We start from the raw sequence: 17,001 nt of genomic DNA, 5'->3' as shown, positions 1-17,001 counted from the left end.
TGCTAAGGTAAGCAATGTCGATTCGCTCCGCTTTTAGAATTTTTAGATTTGCGTATGGCTCGTCGCACTGCTCCCTCTGCTGGTTCTGCTGCTCGCTGGCTCCAGCCGCTTGACCGGGTGGCCTGGCTGATGATGGTGGTGCTGCTGGTGCTGACGGGGCTGCTGCTGGCGGGGGGCGATCACGCTTCGCCACGGGTGCGTGACTTTAGCTGGGATGGGCGACAGGTGGGCGCAGAAGACCGGGCGTTTTTGATGACCTTTAGCCGCCCGATGGATCGCCAGAGCGTGGAGCAAAATTTGCGAATCGAGCCGCCGCTGTCGGGCAAGATTAGCTGGGCGGGGCGGCGCATGGCCTACACACTCGACACGCCAGCCCCCTACGGAACACAATATCAAGTGAGGCTTCAAGGGGCCCGGGATCGCTTCAATCAGTCTACGGATACCAACCTGCTGCAACCCTTTGAAAGCACTTTTCAGACGCGCGATCGCGCCTTTGTGTATCTTGGTGCCGAAGGTGAAGAGGCAGGGCGGCTGGTGCTGCAAAACCTGACCCGCGACGAAAAGACGATTCTCACCCCAGCGGATTTGGGTATTTTCGACTACGAGCCGTATCCAGAGGGCGATCGCATCCTGTTCTCGGCCGTGGATCGCAAACATCGCGCCGACGATATCAGCCCGTTCCTCTACACGGTCACCACGGGGCTGCTGCCGGAAGCGCCCGCCCCCACCATTAGCCAAATCAAAGCGGGAGAGCGAGTGCAGGGCGATCGCTCCCCCCAGCCAGCGGGCATCGTGCAACTGGTGCTGGGCGACAATCAGTACCAGAATTTGAAATTTGACCTGTCGCCCGACGGGCAGCGCATTGCCGTGCAGCGGGTGAATCGGCAAAATCCGGCCGAGTTTGGGTTGTGGGTGATCGAGCCAGGTGAGCCTGCCAAGCCCGTGCCGACTGAACCGGGCGGCGACTTTGTGATTGCCCCCGACGGCAAAACGCTAGCCATGGCCCAGGGCGAAGGCATGGCAATCCTGTCGCTCACGCCAGAGGAAGATGCAGCCGAAGAGGGAAAGCCGCTGGATTTTTTGCCAAAGTATGGCGTGGCACTGAGCTTTAGCAACGATGGCGCAGCGGCGGCGATGGTGCGTTTTAACCGCGACCCGCAGAACCCGACGCGATCGCTCTTTCTCGTCACCAATCAGGGGCAAGAAAAGGAACTGTTGACCACCGACGGCTCTATTTTCACCGCCCAGTTTGATCCCACAAACTCGCTACTCTACTGTCTGGTTTCCACCCGCCTGCCAGGGGATATTTACGTCGAACAGCCCTACCTCGTGGCCATAAATCTGAAATCGGGAAAGCGGACTGACTTGCTGAAGCTACCCATCCAGCGGGATATCCAAATCGCGCTGGCCCCAGACGGATTGGGACTGCTGTTTGACCAGGTGGTGTCTGCCTCGGATACCACTGAGGAGGGCATCGCCCAGGGCAGCGACGGACGGGCGATCGCCACCAGTCGCCTCTGGTTTTTGCCCCTGCAACTCGACGAAGCGGGCAATCCCCAAAAAGTTGCCCCCCAGCCGCTCGCAGTGGCGGGGCTGCGACCGCGATGGTTGCCATAGGCAAGCCTGTCGAGAACGGGGTCTGCGAATGGAACCTTAGGCACGACTCGATCCACCCAGCGAAGGGAGACGCGCTAAAATTTTTGCCCCCTTGGACGGAGTTTGCCCAGCGAAACGCCTGGATTTGGGCTGAATCCTTTATGATGAGTGAAACCTTTTTCGCTGAGCAACTTTTGGCTGTAAATCGGCCTTCAGGCTTCGGGCCTTTGGCAATTGCACAGCGTTAGCGCAATCTTTAGAACGGTTCCTCAGAACAGTTATCAGAACAGTTAGAGGCTTTAAAAGCCCTGATTAGGTCGGCTTTCTAACCCCTAACTCTTAACTCCTCCATCGTGCCCAACTAGACTATGCAAGGTTTCAACATGCACGTTTCCAAGTCCCTGCGCCGACTGCTGATTTTGCCCCTGGTGGCGCTGTTTTCCGCCTTTGTGGTGGTATCCTGCGCGGGGGGCAGTGGCGGCCCCAGTGGCTCCACCTCTGGGGGGACGGTCACCGTCGGCTCCAAGGACTTCACCGAAGCATTTATCATCGGCGAGATGTATGCGCTGGTGCTGGAAAAGGCGGGGCTAACGGTGAACCGCAAGCTGAACCTGGGGGGAACGCCTGTGGCCCAAGCAGCGCTGATGAGTGGCGAAATCGACCTGTACCCCGAATACACGGGCACGGGGCTGCTAACGGTGCTGAAATTGCCTGCCCAGAGCGATCGCCAGGCCGTGTTTGAAGCCGTCTCTAAAGGCTATAAAGAGCAATTTGACCTGGTGTGGCTGGAACCGTCGCCCATGAACAACACCCAGGCGCTAGCCATGACCCGCGCCAAGTCTGAGGAACTGGGCATTAGAACCATTTCTGAGATGGCTGCTAGAGCCAGCGAACTGACGATTATCGGCCCGCCAGAGTTTGAGCAGCGTGAAGACGGTCTCCCTGGCATCAAAAAAGCCTACGGCGACTTCCAGCTAAAAGGCTACAAAGCCGTTGACCCAGGTCTGCGCTACAAAGGGCTGGTGGATGGCGAAGCAGATGTCGCTGTTGCCTTTGGCACCGATGGTGAAATCGCAGCCTTTGATCTGGTGCTGCTGGAAGATGACAAAAACCTCTTCCCGCCTTACCAGGTTGCGCCTGTGGTTCGGCAAAAGGCGCTGGATGCCAATCCTCAAATTGCCGACGCGCTGAATGCCCTTGCGCCCAAGCTCACCGACGATGTGATGCAAACCCTCAACTTTGAAGTCAGCGGCAACCAGAAGGAACCCGCCGACGTGGCCCGCGAGTTTCTGACGAGCGAAGGGCTGATTTAGGGGCTACTCCATGAGCGCTATCCGATTTGACAATGTGCTGCTCCGCTTTCCGGGCATGGCGCGGGCGGCGGTGGATCACGTCAGTTGTGAGGTGGAGTCGGGCAATCTGGTCGTCATCTTGGGGCCAAGCGGCTGCGGCAAGACGACCCTGCTGAAGATGGTGAATCGGCTGTACGAGCCGACAGCAGGCACCATTTATCTGGGCGACACGGACATTCGCCAACTGCCCAAGACCCGCCTCCGCCAACAGATTGGCTATGTGATTCAGCAGTCGGGGCTGTTTCCCCACATGACCGTAGCGCAGAACATAGCTGTTGTGCCCAGGCTGCTAGGCTGGGCCAATCCCCGCATTCAGGCGCGGATCGACGAACTGCTGGATCTGGTGGCGCTGCCGCCGGGGGAATATCGCAATCGCTATCCCGCCCAACTTTCGGGCGGACAGCAGCAGCGGGTGGGGCTGGCGCGGGCGCTAGCGGGCGACCCGCAGGTGATGCTGATGGACGAACCTTTTGGAGCAATCGATGCGATTACCCGCGCCACGCTGCAAGACGAAATCTTGCGGCTGCAACGGCAGTTGAAAAAGACGATTCTGTTTGTCTCACACGATGTTGAAGAGGCACTACGGCTGGGCGATCGCATTTTGATTATGAAGGCGGGACAGATCGTGCAATACGACACGCCATTCAATATTCTGACCAAGCCCACGAACGAGTTTGTGCATAACCTGGTGGGCGCAGACGACATGGTGCGCCAGCTCAGCCTGCTGCGCGTGGCCACCGCCATGACTCGCTTGCCCGACGGCTACGCCCTCAACGGTCACCCCACCATCGCCCGCGAAGACAGCCTGCGCGATGCCCTGTCGCTGATTCTCCGCACCGGCGCACCCAAGCTCACCGTGCTAGAAGATGGTTCCCCCGTGGGCACGCTGACCCTGGAGCATATTCGCGACTCTGCCAGCGTGGGCGCGAGGGGCTAGAGGGATTTCGGAAGCTAGACCATTACTCCATACCGCACGCCCAGTTTCCGGAGCCACTTACGGTAGGCCAGCGACGTGCGATCGCCCGGCAGGTGGAACTCGACCGCAGGATTTAGCGGCAGTTGCGGCGGGTCGTGGGATTCCAGATTGTCTAGGTCTTGCTGCACGATGCGATCCTGAAAGGCAATCAGTTCTGCATTCGGAATCTCCTGTCCAAAGTTCAGCGCCATTGCCATCCAGCCGACGCACTCCGTCTCGCTGACGGGCGTAACGTGATACAGCAGCGCCAGATTTTCGCCGTTGGGATTGGGCTTGCGGAGGTGTGCCGTTAGCGGACGCTCCACGCGGTAATCATAGACTACCTCGCTGCCACTGCCTGTGCCGTAGGGGTCGGGCTGCCAGATGCGTAGATTGCGGGCCACGATGCCTGCGGGCGTGACCTGCACCTCATAGTCGGCGATTTCAGGGCGCTGGGGAGAACCCAGAATGTCAGCGTGCAGAATGGGTAGATGGGTTACGTCCAAAAAGTTCTCGATTGCCCGCGGCCCGCTGGTGTGGATGGTGTAGGGCCCGGCGATCAGCCCGCGATAGCCCGGTTCGCGCCATTCGGGAAAGTCTACAATTCCCTGCTCCGGACTCCCCAGGCAGACATAGATCAGCCCGTAGCGCTCCTGCACGGCGTAGGTTTTGGCGCAGGACTGGGGCGGCGGCGTATAGCCGGGGTGCGCCGGAACCGACACGCAGCGCCCACTGGGGTCAAACGCCAGCCCATGATAGGGACACACAAGGCGATCGCCCGCCACCCGCCCTTTTGACAACTGCACGCTGCGATGGGGACAGCGATCGCGCCACGCCTGCACCGCCCCATCTGCGCTGCGCCAGAGGACGATGCCCGTATCGAGCAAGCGCGATCGCCCCACTGTGCCAATGGGCACATCCACCGACCGAGCCACCACATACCAGTCGTTCCAAATCACCGGGTCAATCGCCGCCGCAGTTGCCTTCAGCGGATTGGCAGCCGAATTGGCCGGGCGATCGCCAGACTCTTCAAGACCGCCCTCCACGCCCAGATCGAACCCTATTCTTCCAGTTGCCACAGCTCTTTATTAAAGTCTTCGTCCAGTACGCGCTTCGGTCGCATGATCAGCACCACTCGCCCCAGGATTGGCTTGGTAGGCGGCACGTCAAACCACTGAATATCCAACTGTCCCTCTTGATCTACCACAAAGTAGCTAAACTCGTCCCACTGGCGCTGCGCCCGGTCAAGAATCACTAACACCGGCTCCGACGGGCCCTCCGGCGCATTGGGCAACTGGTCGCTGTCGGTGATCAGCGCCACTGGGTCTTCGGCCGCCAAAATCACCTGCCAGCCGGGAACTGGAACCCACGCCCCCGTGCCCGAAAACTTAACAATGCCAAAGGGTTCCTCCTCTTGCAGAATCGGCACCGCCTGGAGGTGGGCGCGAGACAGCGGCAACCGACCCGCCACCGGAATCACCCTCGGCACTTCCGATTCCGTTTCCAGCCGATAGAACGGCAGCCGGGGAGCCTGCTGCACACGAGCCACGCCAAAATCCGTCAGCAAATGCTCGAGCTGCTGGCGGGCACTGTCGCTGCTGGCGAATTTCAACCCCTGGGCAATCAGGCGCGATCGCGCTTGCAGATCCGCCTGCTGCCGCGCCAGGTTCCAGCAAAAATAGGCCACCGCATCTCCCGGTGATAGGGGAAACTTCTCTGGCGGGGCCGCCAGCCGCGAATATTCCTTGACCGCTCGCACGACATCCCGGGCCCCTTCCGAGTCCACGCCCTTTTGCACGACTAGCTCCGCCACTGCCGCGCGATCGCCCTGGCTCAGCACCCGAAACTCATACAGCGTGTCGCTACCTGTCCGCTCAAAACGGGCCCGCACTGCATCCGACACGCCCACCTTCAGCATCGACAAATATACCTGCGCCGCCACCACAATCTGGTTTTGCTGCACAGGTTCAAACCCCGTCGCCTCAAAGATTTGCTGCGGCGAATAGCCCGCTTTTTGCAACTGCAAGCAGGCTTTGCCCCAGTCCATCCAGGTGCCCTGCTTGCGCCGCAGCGACAAGAGCAGCGCCTCCACGTCTGGCTCGGCGGGGGCGCGGTCAGGAGACGGCGACGCTGGAGAGGGTTCGGCAGGTTCAGGTGGCAGGTCAATCATAACGTGTGAGCAGTGTGGAGCAGTGTGAGAACTAATGAGAACTAAGTTGTGAGGTTTTGTGCCAGAGGGCGATCGCAATCAGGCTATTCCCCATTAAACGCCAAATCTCTCACTTGAAACCCAAAGATTAGTTGACGAAGTTGCTATTCGTCAGGCATGATAGAAAACGCACTAGGGGCTATAGCGCAGTTGGTAGCGCATCTCAATGGCATTGAGAGGGTCAGCGGTTCGAATCCGCTTAGCTCCATTTTTAGAAAGTAGAGTTAGGGAGTGTCATCAATTAGATAAGCTGTAATCAGCAGTGATTCAGCTATCTGACGATTATGACAACCCGACGCTACGCCCTGCGCGATGACCAATGGGAACGGCTCCAAGATTTGCTCCCTGGACGAGCGGGGGCGGTGGGAGTCACAGCAAAGGATAATCGTCTGTTTGTCGAGGCAGTGCTATATCGATATCGAGCCGGCATTCCCTGGCGAGACTTGCCAGAGCGGTTTGGTCATTTTCGCAAGGTTCACACCCGCTTTCGGCGCTGGGCAAAGACGGGCGTATGGCAACGGGTGTTTCAGGTGCTGTCTGAAGATGCAGACAACGAATACGCCATGATCGACACCACGATTGTGCGTGCTCATCAGCATAGTGCTGGGGCAAAGGGGGGATGCCAATGCCCAAGCCATTGGTCGTAGTAAAGGGGGATTGAGCACCAAGATTCATGCGACTGTCGATGCACTGGGCAATCCGACAGGCTTTCACCTCACACCCGGGCAGACCTGTGACCTTGATGGGGCTGATGTGCTGCTAGAGAACATTCAAGCTGATACAGTCCTGGCTGACAAAGGATATGACGCAGACCAACGGGTGATTGAGCGACTCCAACAACAGGGCAAGACGGCTGTGATTCCGCCCAAGCGAAACCGCAAGACACCGCGTGAATACGACAAGGAGCTATACAAAGCGCGGCACTTAATTGAGAACTTCTTTGCCAAACTCAAGCAGTACAGAGCGATTGCGACACGCTATGACAAGTTAGCCGAGACGTTTCTGAGTGCAATTTACATGGCGGCTGCCCTGACTTGGCTTAATTGATGACACGCCCTAGAAAGTAGAAGGCTTAGTGGGTGAGTGAGATTGCGCCTGGAATTTTGGACAACTTTTCCAAGATTCGCTTCCGTCAAGTTTTGTCAAGCTATCGAAGGAATATTTTCGTCGATTACTGAGCCAAATTCTTCGAGGGTGAGTTGTAGAGGCGATACGTGCTACCGCACCTGCTGTTGCCGCCGCTGCCCTTGCACCAGAACAGTTGTGGTGGCAGGCATTATCCCACACGTTCGGCGCACCAACGTTCACCAGTCTCGATGGGCTTGATGCCTCCACACTGCAACAGTGGGCGGAGATCATTGACTATCAGTCAGAAAACCCTCCCCATCATGGCAGTTGGCGATTTTCCTATTCTCAACTGCGGCAAGCCTTACAGATGGCAATGTTTGGGGTGGGAATGCGATATGAGAAATTGGGACAGTCGTTGGGCGGTGGGTTTGTCTATCGGTTAGGGCAGCATGGGTTCATGCTCGATGTCCTTTCAAGGGATTTGAAACGGTTTCTGGCTCAGAAAGACCCAGAGATAGGCATCAAGAATGGTCGGGTTGACCCAAGCCGGGATCAGCACATGGCACATGAGAAAAATCGAAATGGCAAGTATTATTGTTCCAAGAGTTTGGATGTTCAGGCTCTCTATCTAAGATCTCTAGAACAGCTAGAACTAAAAGAGGTTTATATTTAAATTCTCCACCTTGACTACGCCGAGAACGTAGTTTACGAATCCATTGTGTAATTAAAGAACGGTACATATCTTAATCCCACCAATAAGAGATGATCACAGCATCTTGATCGCGTTTCAAGTCTTCACTCCATAAAGCTTTGCGGAGACGAAGTGATACATAGTCTCGAAATTCCCAATCTTCAGTCTCCTCAGCATTCGTGCCATCACACACATCTACACAATCTGCTCGCCACTTCTTTCCCAAATCCATTAATTGAGCTACCGTCGTGTCTCGGTTTTCTGTTAAGACATACAGTGTGTCTGCTGGATAAGGAACAAAGTGAATGATGCTTGATTTTGGCATTGGACGATAGTTTGCCATTGCCAGTAGCGTTTCAAGCACTCCATTAAAACTCAATCCATCTTTATCTGGCGCATAGATGGGCTTAGTAAAAAGAAAACTTTTCCACAGATGGTGATGGTTAGTGAGATCTGTGATTACTTCTTGTCCATCAAATTCGTTAAACCGACGTTGCCAGACTAGAGCCGCAAATAGCTCCTGAGGTGAGTAGGACTGAGCAAGCGACTGAATTCTCTCTAGCTCAAGCATTATTCTTCCTCATTCTTTCGCCCTGTTTGCTTTGCTTGGATAGCCGATCGCACCAACTTCACCCGATAGGGATCAGCATCTTTTCGCCACACCACACGATGCCCCTTTAATTCAGCACAATGCTCCTCTAGGCATTTCTGCCAGCCACGAGTGTCATAAATCAGGCGCAAATCATCCAGCAAACCCCACCCTTCCTCCTGCCGGGTCAGCTTCGCGAACTTCTCATAGAGCGGATAGTCGGCTGTCACTATTGAATCTTTTTGGTGCAGCAGGGGTGGGTTATCGTTGGGGTCATAATCCTGGTAATGAACGCGGAGATCTCGCAGGTCGATCTCCATACTAGTGTGCAGGGCAGGATGAGGGTCGGTGTCAAAATTGGGGTAGAACAGGTAAGAAATCTTGGGTTTACGGAAGTGGAACTTGACGACATTGGCTTCTTGGGGGCGACCGATCGTGCGAGAAGCGCAACCCTCGTAAAGCCTGAGCAGCGGGTCAAGTGCCTCGATCGCCGACACATGCACCCACAGCGAATTCGGTCGCCTCTGCCCGATCGCACTACTCTTGCAACGTTTCTCGATGACTTCCAGATTGCCCAAACTCATCAGCATCAAATCTGCCGCAGCACAGGCTTGCTGATAGCCACCGAATAGACTTTTGATGTCGTTCTGAACCACAGGTGTCAAGTCCCGCAGCTTGGGACGACGACCAAAATGGCTTAACGCTAGATAAACCAGCAAGTCCTGACGGCGGCGATCGCTAATCTCATCCCATTCCTGTGGGTTTGTGGCTTGTAGGACGATCTGGAATGCCCGTCGCAAATTACCAAATTCGGTATTGAGGGCTTCTGTCTCAGGCAGTTCCTCTAGGGTTGGTAGTCGTCCCCGCTCCGTAAAAAATGCCATCAACGGAGTGAGCAGTTCTTTGTAATCCTCAAACCGCTTATTCGCCAGTTGAACTTTGGGCACAGAGACACGCGATCGAAATCGGGAGGCCCGAAAAGTCTGAGCCTGGGACTCGTCTCGAAAAACAAAGTAGATCCCTAATGCTGCTGGAACTGCATCGACCCCAAGCACCTGGTCAATGTAAATCTTTAGTTCTTCCTGGTCGTAATACTTCTGAAAAGTATTGCGACTTGTGATTACCCCATCCCCGTAGGCAATCTGGCTATTCCCCTGCGCGATGAGAACCTGGGCAGCGACAATGAGCACCTGCCTGGTTAGCTCCCAGGCTTTAATCAAAGCCTCGCGCCGCTCTGCCTGAGATTCAATGACGTTAATGACGTATCCCAAGTTCACGACATCCGCAGCCACTAGGGGAGAATCTGGACGGTAGTAGGGGTCCCAACCTGCGCTCTTGTAGCCCAGTTTGCCCACCCGTTCCAGGTCTCCGCCCTGCCCACATCCGTAGTCAAAGAAGGTTGTGGTCTGGTTCAGCAGCCCTGCCTCTAATGCCAGACGTACAGGTTTAGAGAAGTCGTTGCGGCTGATGGCTGCTTTGTGGCGATCGATCTTGACCTGAGAAGAACGAGAATTCAGTAGAGAGCGATGAACCAGCGTATGTCCTTGAAACGCCACCTTAAATTGGGCTAAGCGTTCCTCCCAAGCCAACCGCGTCCCGATCGCCTTCGGATTATCCAATAGTCCTAGAGCTTCTTCTTGACGAGTGAGGGCAGCGAACTGCTGGTAGTGGGGATAATCAGTCGTAACAAAGGTTTCTTTTCTGTGAAGAATAAAAGGGTTGCCTGCCTCACCGTAATCTCGATAGTTCACCTCACGGCTTTGCAGGTTCACCTGAATGCTGGACTGAAGGGCAGGGTGGGGATCGCTATCAAACTCTGGGTATGAGAGATAGGAGATGCTTGGCTTTTCCAGATTGAACTTAACGAGTGTGATCCCTTCTGGGCGGGCAGCAATTTCCCTTGCTGCACTCTCATACTCTTGAAGAAGCGGGTCTAGTGATTCTAGGGCTGAGACGTGGACGTATAAAGCATCCGGCAGAAGCTTACCCACCTTGCTGCGTTGGCAGGTAATGGCGATCGCACTAAAGTCATCAAGGCTACAAAACATCCGCAAAAGACTTCATCTGCCTAAGTCGCAATTTGAACCCATTATGCTACTGACCTTAAACGGTTGATCACTTTGTGTGCTTCATTATTCTGCGTAATCCCTATTAATTAAGGACAATTAAGCTCCTCCCCCTATATATGGAGTAGCATAATAGATGCACGCTATGGCTGGGGCTTTCCAGTACGCTCTGAATCGTAGAAAATGGGTACATTCGTTCTATAAAATTATGGCGGTAGAGCAAGCGAATCGCAACACAGAGACCAATGGCAATTCTAAAGCCATCGTCTTTGCTCGTCATGAAACGTTTCATCCCCGCTTTGGTTGGTTGAAGAAGGGTTTTGATCGTGCCTCTATCGATTCAGAGATTTTCTTAAGGGAGGATGCCCCTGTTCGGCTCGGCGTGGGAAAGAACATGGTGCGCTCCATTCGGTACTGGTGTTCTGCCTTTAAGCTGCTGAAGGATGACCAGCCGACAGAATTTGGTCACCAACTCTTAGGGCAGGAAGGTTGGGACTCTTATCTAGAAGATCCTGCCTCCCTTTGGCTGCTGCACTGGAAATTGCTAGAAGCGCCTAACTTGGCAACTGCCTGGGATGTTGCCTTCAATTATTTTCGTCAGGTCGAGTTTACGACTGAAGATTTGTTCTACCAGCTTTGTGAGTACCGCGATCGCGAAGCCCCCCGTATTTCTGAGTCTTCACTCAGAAAGGATGTGAGCTGCATTTTGCGGATGTATGTTGTGCAACCCAGTGGTAAGGCTCAAGTCAGCGAAGATTCACTGGATTGCCCCTTTACGGAACTAGGGTTGATTCACACCGCAGGGGACTCGCGGCACTATCTATTTCGCGTTGGACAGAAACCCAACTTGCCGCCAGAAGTGGTAGTCTATGCCTGCTTACAGCACCATGCTCGAACGGGTAGCCCTGCTAAAACGATGCCCATTGCCAATTTGCTCTACGACCTCGGCAGCCCAGGACTCGTGTTTAAGCTGACTGAGAGCGCCATCTGCAACGCGATCGAGGTGATGGCTCGACGATGGGAGCAAATTCGACTGTCTGATGCTGCCGGAAAGCTGCAATTTTCCTTTGAAGGGGAGCCACTGAGCCTAGCAGCGGCTATCTTAGATGGGTATTATCGGTTCTCCTCTGGAGACGCTCCGCGAACGGGAAGGTGAGCAAGGTGAGTAAGATGACCCATAAGACGCTTGCAACTTACTTTGAGCTACACCGCCGCTACTACCGATCCGTCAACCTAGAGAGAGATTTAGATAAGCCTGATGCGGTGCAGGGTTATGTTCCGACTGAGCGATCGGCTGAAGCGTTGCGGCGGATTTTATCTGCCATTGGCGATCCGAATGCTCACCGCGCCTGGACATTAACTGGAGTCTATGGAACAGGGAAGTCAGCCTTTGCCCATTTTTTGGCGGCGTTGTGTGCCCCTGAAGAAAGTCCGGTTGCTGAGGCAGCTTGGGCGATCGCTGAATCGGTTTTTCCGGCCAATAGCCCCGAAATGGAAGCGATCAGACGCATTCCTGAAGCAGGGTTAGTGAGAGCCATCGCCACCGCTCAACGAGAACCGCTGAGTTGGACGGTGGTACGCGCCCTGTCCTACGGCTTTGATCGATTTTGGAAAAAAAGGCGGAAGCCAGATTTCTGGATGGATTTGAATGAGTGGCGCTTCCAGGCGGAGGAGGGCAACTGCCAGGTTACCGACCAACAAGTGCTGAAATTGCTTCGGGCGATCGTCCAGACGGTTGAAACAGATGTGCTGCTCATGATTGATGAGTTGGGCAAGAATCTGGAATATGCGGCGCATCATCAGGGAATTCAAGATCTATACCTGCTGCAACAAATTGCCGAATTAGAGCTAGAGGGCGATTACCAAGTTCACCTGGTGGGGATTCTGCATCAGTCCTTTGCCGGGTATGGCGATCGCCTCTCGACAGTAGAACAAAGCGAATGGACAAAGATTCACGGACGATTCACGGACATTGTTCTCACTGAATCGCCCAGTCAGATGACTCGCTTAATTGGGCAAGCGATCGTTCGCTCCAGTCAAATTCGACCCAGCATTCACCTGCAGGCCGAACGCTGGTTTGAGGCGTTAAAAGAGGTACTCTCAGAATACGAAATTTCGGCAAAGGTGCTAGCAGATGCCTATCCCCTGCACCCCCTGACGGCGCTGGTGCTGCCCATGCTCTGTGTGCGTTACGCCCAGAACGATCGCTCTTTATTTACCTTTCTCACCAGCGACGAGCCTTACGCCTTGCCGCAGTTTCTTAAATCCACTGCCATTCAGGGAGATCACATCCCCACCCTGAAGCTGTACCAGCTTTATGACTACTTTGTGGATGCCGTCACCGGATTGGCATCGCGACTCAACTTACAACGTTGGGTGGAAGTACAGGGGTTGATTCAGGATGCCAGAGACCAGAGCCAGGATGTGCTCAAAGTCCTGAAAACCATTGGAATTCTCAACCTGGTCACCTCAACTGGAAAGTTTCGCGCAACGCCTGAATTAGTAGCACTGGCATTGTGCGACACCCCCACCGATGAAAAGGGCCGTCAGCATTGGCAGAAGACGATCCAATACCTGAAGCAGAAAAAATTAATCACCCACCGCAGCGCTCAAGACGAACTGCGAATCTGGCAAGGCTCTGATTTCGATGTGGAAGCCGCCATTCAAGGGCAAATCGAACGAGCCTACAATCCCTTAGCCGATTTGTTGACCACCACCTATCCGCTAAAACCGCTGGTTGCTCAACGCCACTACACCACGACGGGTAATCTCCGCTATTTTGAGCAGCGGTATGTGGATAGTCGGGTTGACCTGAAGGCGTTAACTGGTGCTAATTCAGGGAGTGACGGCTTAATTGCTTACTGGTTAGATACCGCGTCACCTGAATCAGTTCCAGCACGGACTGCGGATGGCAAACCACTGATTGTGATTACAGTTGCTAATCTTGAACTTTTGCGAATGCGGAGTGAAGATTTTTGGGCACTGAAGCAGATCTGGAAAGATGCCCCTGAGTTGCAAACGGATGGTGTGGCAAAGCGAGAGGTAAGACAACGCCTAATCGAAGCAGAGCAACTGCTGAATGAAACCGTCGCTCTAGCATTCAACTGGTCTGCACAAAAAAATACCTGCTGGATTGATGGGCAACTCACTGCCATTGAGTCCTCCAGAGGCTTCCAATCTGCGCTTTCAGACTTGTGCGATCGCACCTATTGCCAGGGCCTAGTACTCGACAATGAACTGATCAATCGCCGTGAACTGACCTCCCAGGGGGCCAAGGCGCGGCGCGAACTGATTGAGGCCATGCTCAAACACGCTGACAAGCAACGCTTGGGGTTAGCAGGCTATGGGCCGGAAGTCGCCATGTATGGTTCGGTGCTGGAAGCTACGGGAATCCATCGGCAGGAGGATGGGGTGTGGGGATTTTATCCTGCGATCGCTGATTCAGGCGTGGCAATTGTGTGGCAGGCGATCGCCCGGTTTTGTCTGGAAGCCACCGACAAGCCGCGATCGATCGCTCAACTCTATCAGCAACTGGCCGATCCGCCCCATGGGGTGAAGTCAGGAGTATTACCGCTATTATTAGCTGCTGTGTTGCTGCATTATGTCGATCAAGTTTCGATCTATAAAGATGGCACGTTTATCCCGGTGCTGGGGGCAGAACATTTTGAGCTACTGGTCAAAGATCCATCCCGGTTTGCTGTCAAACATATTGCTGTGATGGGAGTGCGATCGCAGGTGTTCCGGGAACTGGAGGCAATCCTCAGAAGCAGTCCTGCGAAGGGGCAACCGGGCACCCGTAATCGCACGATTTTGTCAGTCGTGAAACCGTTGGTGCAGTTTGTCCGTAAGCTCCCCGCGTATACGGTGAAATCGAAGCGGCTCAGTGCCAATGCTCAAGCTGTCATTCAAACACTGCGGCAAACCCAGGAGCCGGATGAATTACTGTTTGCGGATTTGCCCAGGGCACTGGGTTTAGACCCAATTCGGATTGACCCGGAGCATGAAACGGCGACGGATTCAGCAACAGCGCGACGGTTTCGGGAACAGTTGGTGCAGATCTTGCGGGAAATCCACACGGCCTACGATGTCTTGCTGCAAGACTGTGAAGTGATGCTGTACAACGCCTTTGGGCTGAGGAGCGATCGCGATCAACTGCGATTGGATTTGCAGTTTCGGGCAAAGTACTTGCTGGGGAATTGTCTGGAGAGCAAGCTGAATCGATTTGTGCGGGCGGCAGCCGATGAAACGGTCAGCGATCGCATTTGGTTAGAGTCGTTGCTGATGATTGTGGCCGACAAACCCGCAGAAGCCTGGACGGATCAGGATATCACAGCCTTTGAGTTAAATCTGAGTGACCTGGCGCGACGGTTCAAAAATTTAGAAGCGTTGCAAAAAGATGTCGCTGCCCAGAGTCGAAGTGGCTTTGAGGCGCGACGGTTGACGGTGACGCGACCGGATGGCAGCGAAATTCACCGCATGGTCTGGATGGATCAGGAACAGCAGCAACGCCTTGAGCCGCTAGTTGAACGAGTGCTGGCAGAATGTTCTGACCCTCAATTACGCCAAGCTTTTCTAACTCTTCTCAGCGAGCGCGTGCTGGCAGAAACCTCGCCGCCGCCGCTGCCAATCAACCAACCATCAGCTAAGCCATCCAAAATCCACAATGGTTTAACCTTGCCGATAATAGAGAGGCAATCAAGCAGACGCAAACGATGTGAACAGTATGGAAAACACTAGTACCAACAAACAACCAAGACATATCTTAGGGCTGTCAGGGGGCAAAGACAGTACCGCTCTTGCTATCTTTATGCGTCGAGAATATCCTGACCTAGAGATTGAGTACTTCTTCTGCGATACCCATAAGGAATTGCCTGAAACCTACAACTATCTCAAGCGAATTGAAAATTACCTTGAGATTAAAATTCACTACTTAGATGCAGAGCGAGGGTTTGATCACTGGCTACAGATTCATAGTGGGTATCTACCTTCGCCCAGGCAAAGGTGGTGTACAGAACAAATGAAAATTAGGCCTCTTGAAAAGTGGGTAGGTGATGATGAGGTGTTTAGCTACATTGGTATTCGAGCTGATGAAAACCGTGATGGTTATATCTCTACTAAACCGAATATCACTCCCGTATTCCCTTTTAAAGAACACGGAAAGGTCAAAGCGGATATTCTTCGCCTGCTGGAAGAAAGCGGTATCGGAATGCCCGATTACTACCGCTGGCGATCGCGCTCTGGTTGCTTTTTCTGCTTCTTTCAGCGCAAGTACGAATGGGTGATGCTACATGAAACCCACCCCGACCTGTTTGCCAGAGCCGTGGACTATGAAAGCCAGCACAAAGACGGCAGAACCTACACCTGGACCCAGGGCGAAACGTTGCTGGAGTTGCTAGAGCGGAAAGACCAAATTATTGCCGATCATCACAAGGCAATGGCACGAGAGGCCCAACAAAAGCCCGATCGCCCCCTGGTGGAGAGCCTGGAAGCTATTTTGGATGAGGAGGACGACACCTTGCCCTGTCTTGCGTGCCATCTATAAGCTGAACTCACAGGATTGAGTACCGTTCGAGATGTCCATCCAGGAGGCTTGATGATCACCACCGCCATCCAACCCACTCAAACCCCTCAACCTGTACGATTCACAGTGCAGGACTATCACCGTTTAGTGGACCTTGGCTTTCTGGGCGAAGATGACCATATCGAGCTAATTCGGGGGGAGCTTATTCAAATGGCAGCAAAGGGCACTGCTCATGAAACCTGTATCACTCGATTACTTAGGATCTTACTCCCAATCATTGGAGATAGGGCGACTCTTCGGTGTCAGTCTCCTATCACGCTTGCGTTCGATGGAGAGCCAGAGCCAGATTTTGCAATCGTGAAGAACCGAGATGATGATTATGAATCAGCCCATCCAACCCCTGCGGACACGCTCCTAGTTATGGAAGTAGCGGATTCATCGCTAGAGTACGATCGCACGGTGAAGCTGGCTCTCTATGCTGAGGCTGCCATTCCCCACTACTGGTTATTTAATCTCATCGATCGCACGCTGGAAGCCTACAGCGAACCGGCTCAAATTACACCGGGGCAGTTTGGCTATCTGAATCGCCAGATTGTCACGCCGTCTGGGGCGATCGCCCTGCCGGTGGGAGACCAGACCCTCGCCCTTGCCCAAGTTTTTCCTTGTGGAGAGAACCCATCATGACCCTAACGGCTCAGGAATTGGCAGACTTAATGCCCGATGCCCGTCAACTGGAGAGCGATGAACCAGAGATGGAAAGTTCGTTACACTATGCCCAGTTGGCGCTGCTGGTGGCCTGTCTGGAATGGCTGTGGTGCGATCGCACCCGGTCGCGGTTATCGTGGAGGCTAAAAAAGGTGATCTGGATGCAGGGCTAGGGCAATGTATTGCGGAAATGGTGGCAGCACAGAAGGTTTAACCAGCAACAAGGAAATGCAGTTGCTACAATTTATT

At 54.1% G+C, this 17,001-nt stretch carries 14 protein-coding genes and 1 tRNA gene; 11 read left to right on the top strand and 4 right to left on the bottom strand.

Features of this window, described 5'->3' with window-relative positions:
• The first annotated feature begins 54 nt into the window (after positions 1–54).
• The 3 genes from O77CONTIG1_RS16155 (at position 55) to O77CONTIG1_RS16140 (ending at position 3,885) form a co-directional block, all read left to right on the top strand.
• Positions 55–1,617 (top strand): hypothetical protein, encoded by a 1,563-nt coding sequence (locus O77CONTIG1_RS16155; protein ID WP_068512530.1) that lies wholly within the window; start codon positions 55–57, stop codon positions 1,615–1,617.
• A 347-nt stretch (positions 1,618–1,964) separates the two neighbouring features.
• Positions 1,965–2,909: a glycine betaine ABC transporter substrate-binding protein gene (locus O77CONTIG1_RS16145; RefSeq protein WP_225894598.1), complete on the top strand. Its 945-nt coding sequence runs from the start codon at positions 1,965–1,967 to the stop codon at positions 2,907–2,909.
• A 10-nt stretch (positions 2,910–2,919) separates the two neighbouring features.
• Complete coding sequence (locus O77CONTIG1_RS16140; RefSeq protein WP_068512523.1) at positions 2,920–3,885, top strand: ABC transporter ATP-binding protein; 966 nt, start codon at positions 2,920–2,922, stop codon at positions 3,883–3,885.
• A 14-nt stretch (positions 3,886–3,899) separates the two neighbouring features.
• Here the strand turns inward: O77CONTIG1_RS16140 and O77CONTIG1_RS16135 are convergent, their stop codons facing one another.
• Positions 3,900–4,982: an aromatic ring-hydroxylating oxygenase subunit alpha gene (locus tag O77CONTIG1_RS16135; protein ID WP_225894597.1), complete on the bottom strand. Its 1,083-nt coding sequence runs from the start codon at positions 4,980–4,982 to the stop codon at positions 3,900–3,902.
• Positions 4,964–6,073 carry a RuBisCO accumulation factor 1 gene (locus O77CONTIG1_RS16130; protein WP_068512521.1) on the bottom strand — a complete coding sequence of 370 codons (1,110 nt, stop codon included), beginning with the start codon at positions 6,071–6,073 and terminating at the stop codon, positions 4,964–4,966. Before O77CONTIG1_RS16130 ends, O77CONTIG1_RS16135 begins: the two co-directional genes overlap by 19 nt.
• Positions 6,074–6,247: 174 nt before the next feature.
• Here O77CONTIG1_RS16130 and O77CONTIG1_RS16125 point away from each other — a divergent pair.
• The 3 genes from O77CONTIG1_RS16125 to O77CONTIG1_RS16110 all read left to right on the top strand — a co-directional run bounded on the left by O77CONTIG1_RS16125 (position 6,248) and on the right by O77CONTIG1_RS16110 (position 7,853).
• Positions 6,248–6,320: transfer RNA gene (locus tag O77CONTIG1_RS16125), tRNA-Ala, on the top strand.
• A gap of 76 nt (positions 6,321–6,396) precedes the next feature.
• Positions 6,397–7,159, top strand: a protein-coding gene (locus tag O77CONTIG1_RS23700; protein WP_410503468.1) for an IS5 family transposase whose coding sequence is annotated in 2 segments (ribosomal slippage) — positions 6,397–6,741 and positions 6,743–7,159 — 762 coding nt in all. Because the reading frame shifts where the segments join, the coding sequence is not laid out codon by codon here.
• A 214-nt stretch (positions 7,160–7,373) separates the two neighbouring features.
• Positions 7,374–7,853, top strand: coding sequence for a hypothetical protein (locus tag O77CONTIG1_RS16110; RefSeq protein ID WP_068512518.1), 480 nt, complete (start codon positions 7,374–7,376; stop codon positions 7,851–7,853).
• A 70-nt stretch (positions 7,854–7,923) separates the two neighbouring features.
• Here the strand turns inward: O77CONTIG1_RS16110 and O77CONTIG1_RS16105 are convergent, their stop codons facing one another.
• Entirely contained in the window at positions 7,924–8,442 is a 519-nt protein-coding gene (locus O77CONTIG1_RS16105) for a hypothetical protein (protein ID WP_068512515.1), read from the bottom strand.
• A complete protein-coding gene (locus O77CONTIG1_RS16100; RefSeq protein ID WP_068512512.1) occupies positions 8,442–10,508 on the bottom strand; it encodes a DNA phosphorothioation-associated putative methyltransferase in 2,067 nt (688 codons plus the stop codon). Before O77CONTIG1_RS16100 ends, O77CONTIG1_RS16105 begins: the two co-directional genes overlap by 1 nt.
• A 226-nt stretch (positions 10,509–10,734) precedes the next feature.
• Here O77CONTIG1_RS16100 and O77CONTIG1_RS16095 point away from each other — a divergent pair, with 226 nt between their 5' ends.
• The 5 genes from O77CONTIG1_RS16095 to O77CONTIG1_RS16075 are packed head-to-tail and all read left to right on the top strand — an operon-like array spanning position 10,735 to position 16,925.
• Complete coding sequence (locus O77CONTIG1_RS16095; protein WP_068512510.1) at positions 10,735–11,682, top strand: DUF4007 family protein; 948 nt, start codon at positions 10,735–10,737, stop codon at positions 11,680–11,682.
• 14 nt (positions 11,683–11,696) lie between these two features.
• The gene (locus O77CONTIG1_RS16090) at positions 11,697–15,263 is read left to right on the top strand and encodes a hypothetical protein (RefSeq protein ID WP_197673212.1); all 3,567 of its coding nucleotides are present in this window, start codon (positions 11,697–11,699) and stop codon (positions 15,261–15,263) included.
• On the top strand, positions 15,250–16,068 hold the full coding sequence (locus tag O77CONTIG1_RS16085; protein ID WP_068512508.1) for a phosphoadenosine phosphosulfate reductase family protein: 819 nt from the start codon (positions 15,250–15,252) through the stop codon (positions 16,066–16,068). Before O77CONTIG1_RS16090 ends, O77CONTIG1_RS16085 begins: the two co-directional genes overlap by 14 nt.
• Before the next feature lie 51 nt (positions 16,069–16,119).
• Entirely contained in the window at positions 16,120–16,731 is a 612-nt protein-coding gene (locus tag O77CONTIG1_RS16080) for a Uma2 family endonuclease (RefSeq protein WP_068512505.1), read from the top strand.
• Positions 16,728–16,925 (top strand): hypothetical protein, encoded by a 198-nt coding sequence (locus O77CONTIG1_RS16075; RefSeq protein ID WP_068512502.1) that lies wholly within the window; start codon positions 16,728–16,730, stop codon positions 16,923–16,925. Before O77CONTIG1_RS16080 ends, O77CONTIG1_RS16075 begins: the two co-directional genes overlap by 4 nt.
• The last annotated feature ends 76 nt before the right edge of the window (positions 16,926–17,001 follow it).

It is taken from the genome of Leptolyngbya sp. O-77 (assembly GCF_001548395.1).
Classification (GTDB): domain Bacteria; phylum Cyanobacteriota; class Cyanobacteriia; order Elainellales; family Elainellaceae; genus Thermoleptolyngbya.
Note: the sequence above shows the minus strand (reverse complement) of the source record. Positions and strands in the feature narration are given on the sequence as shown.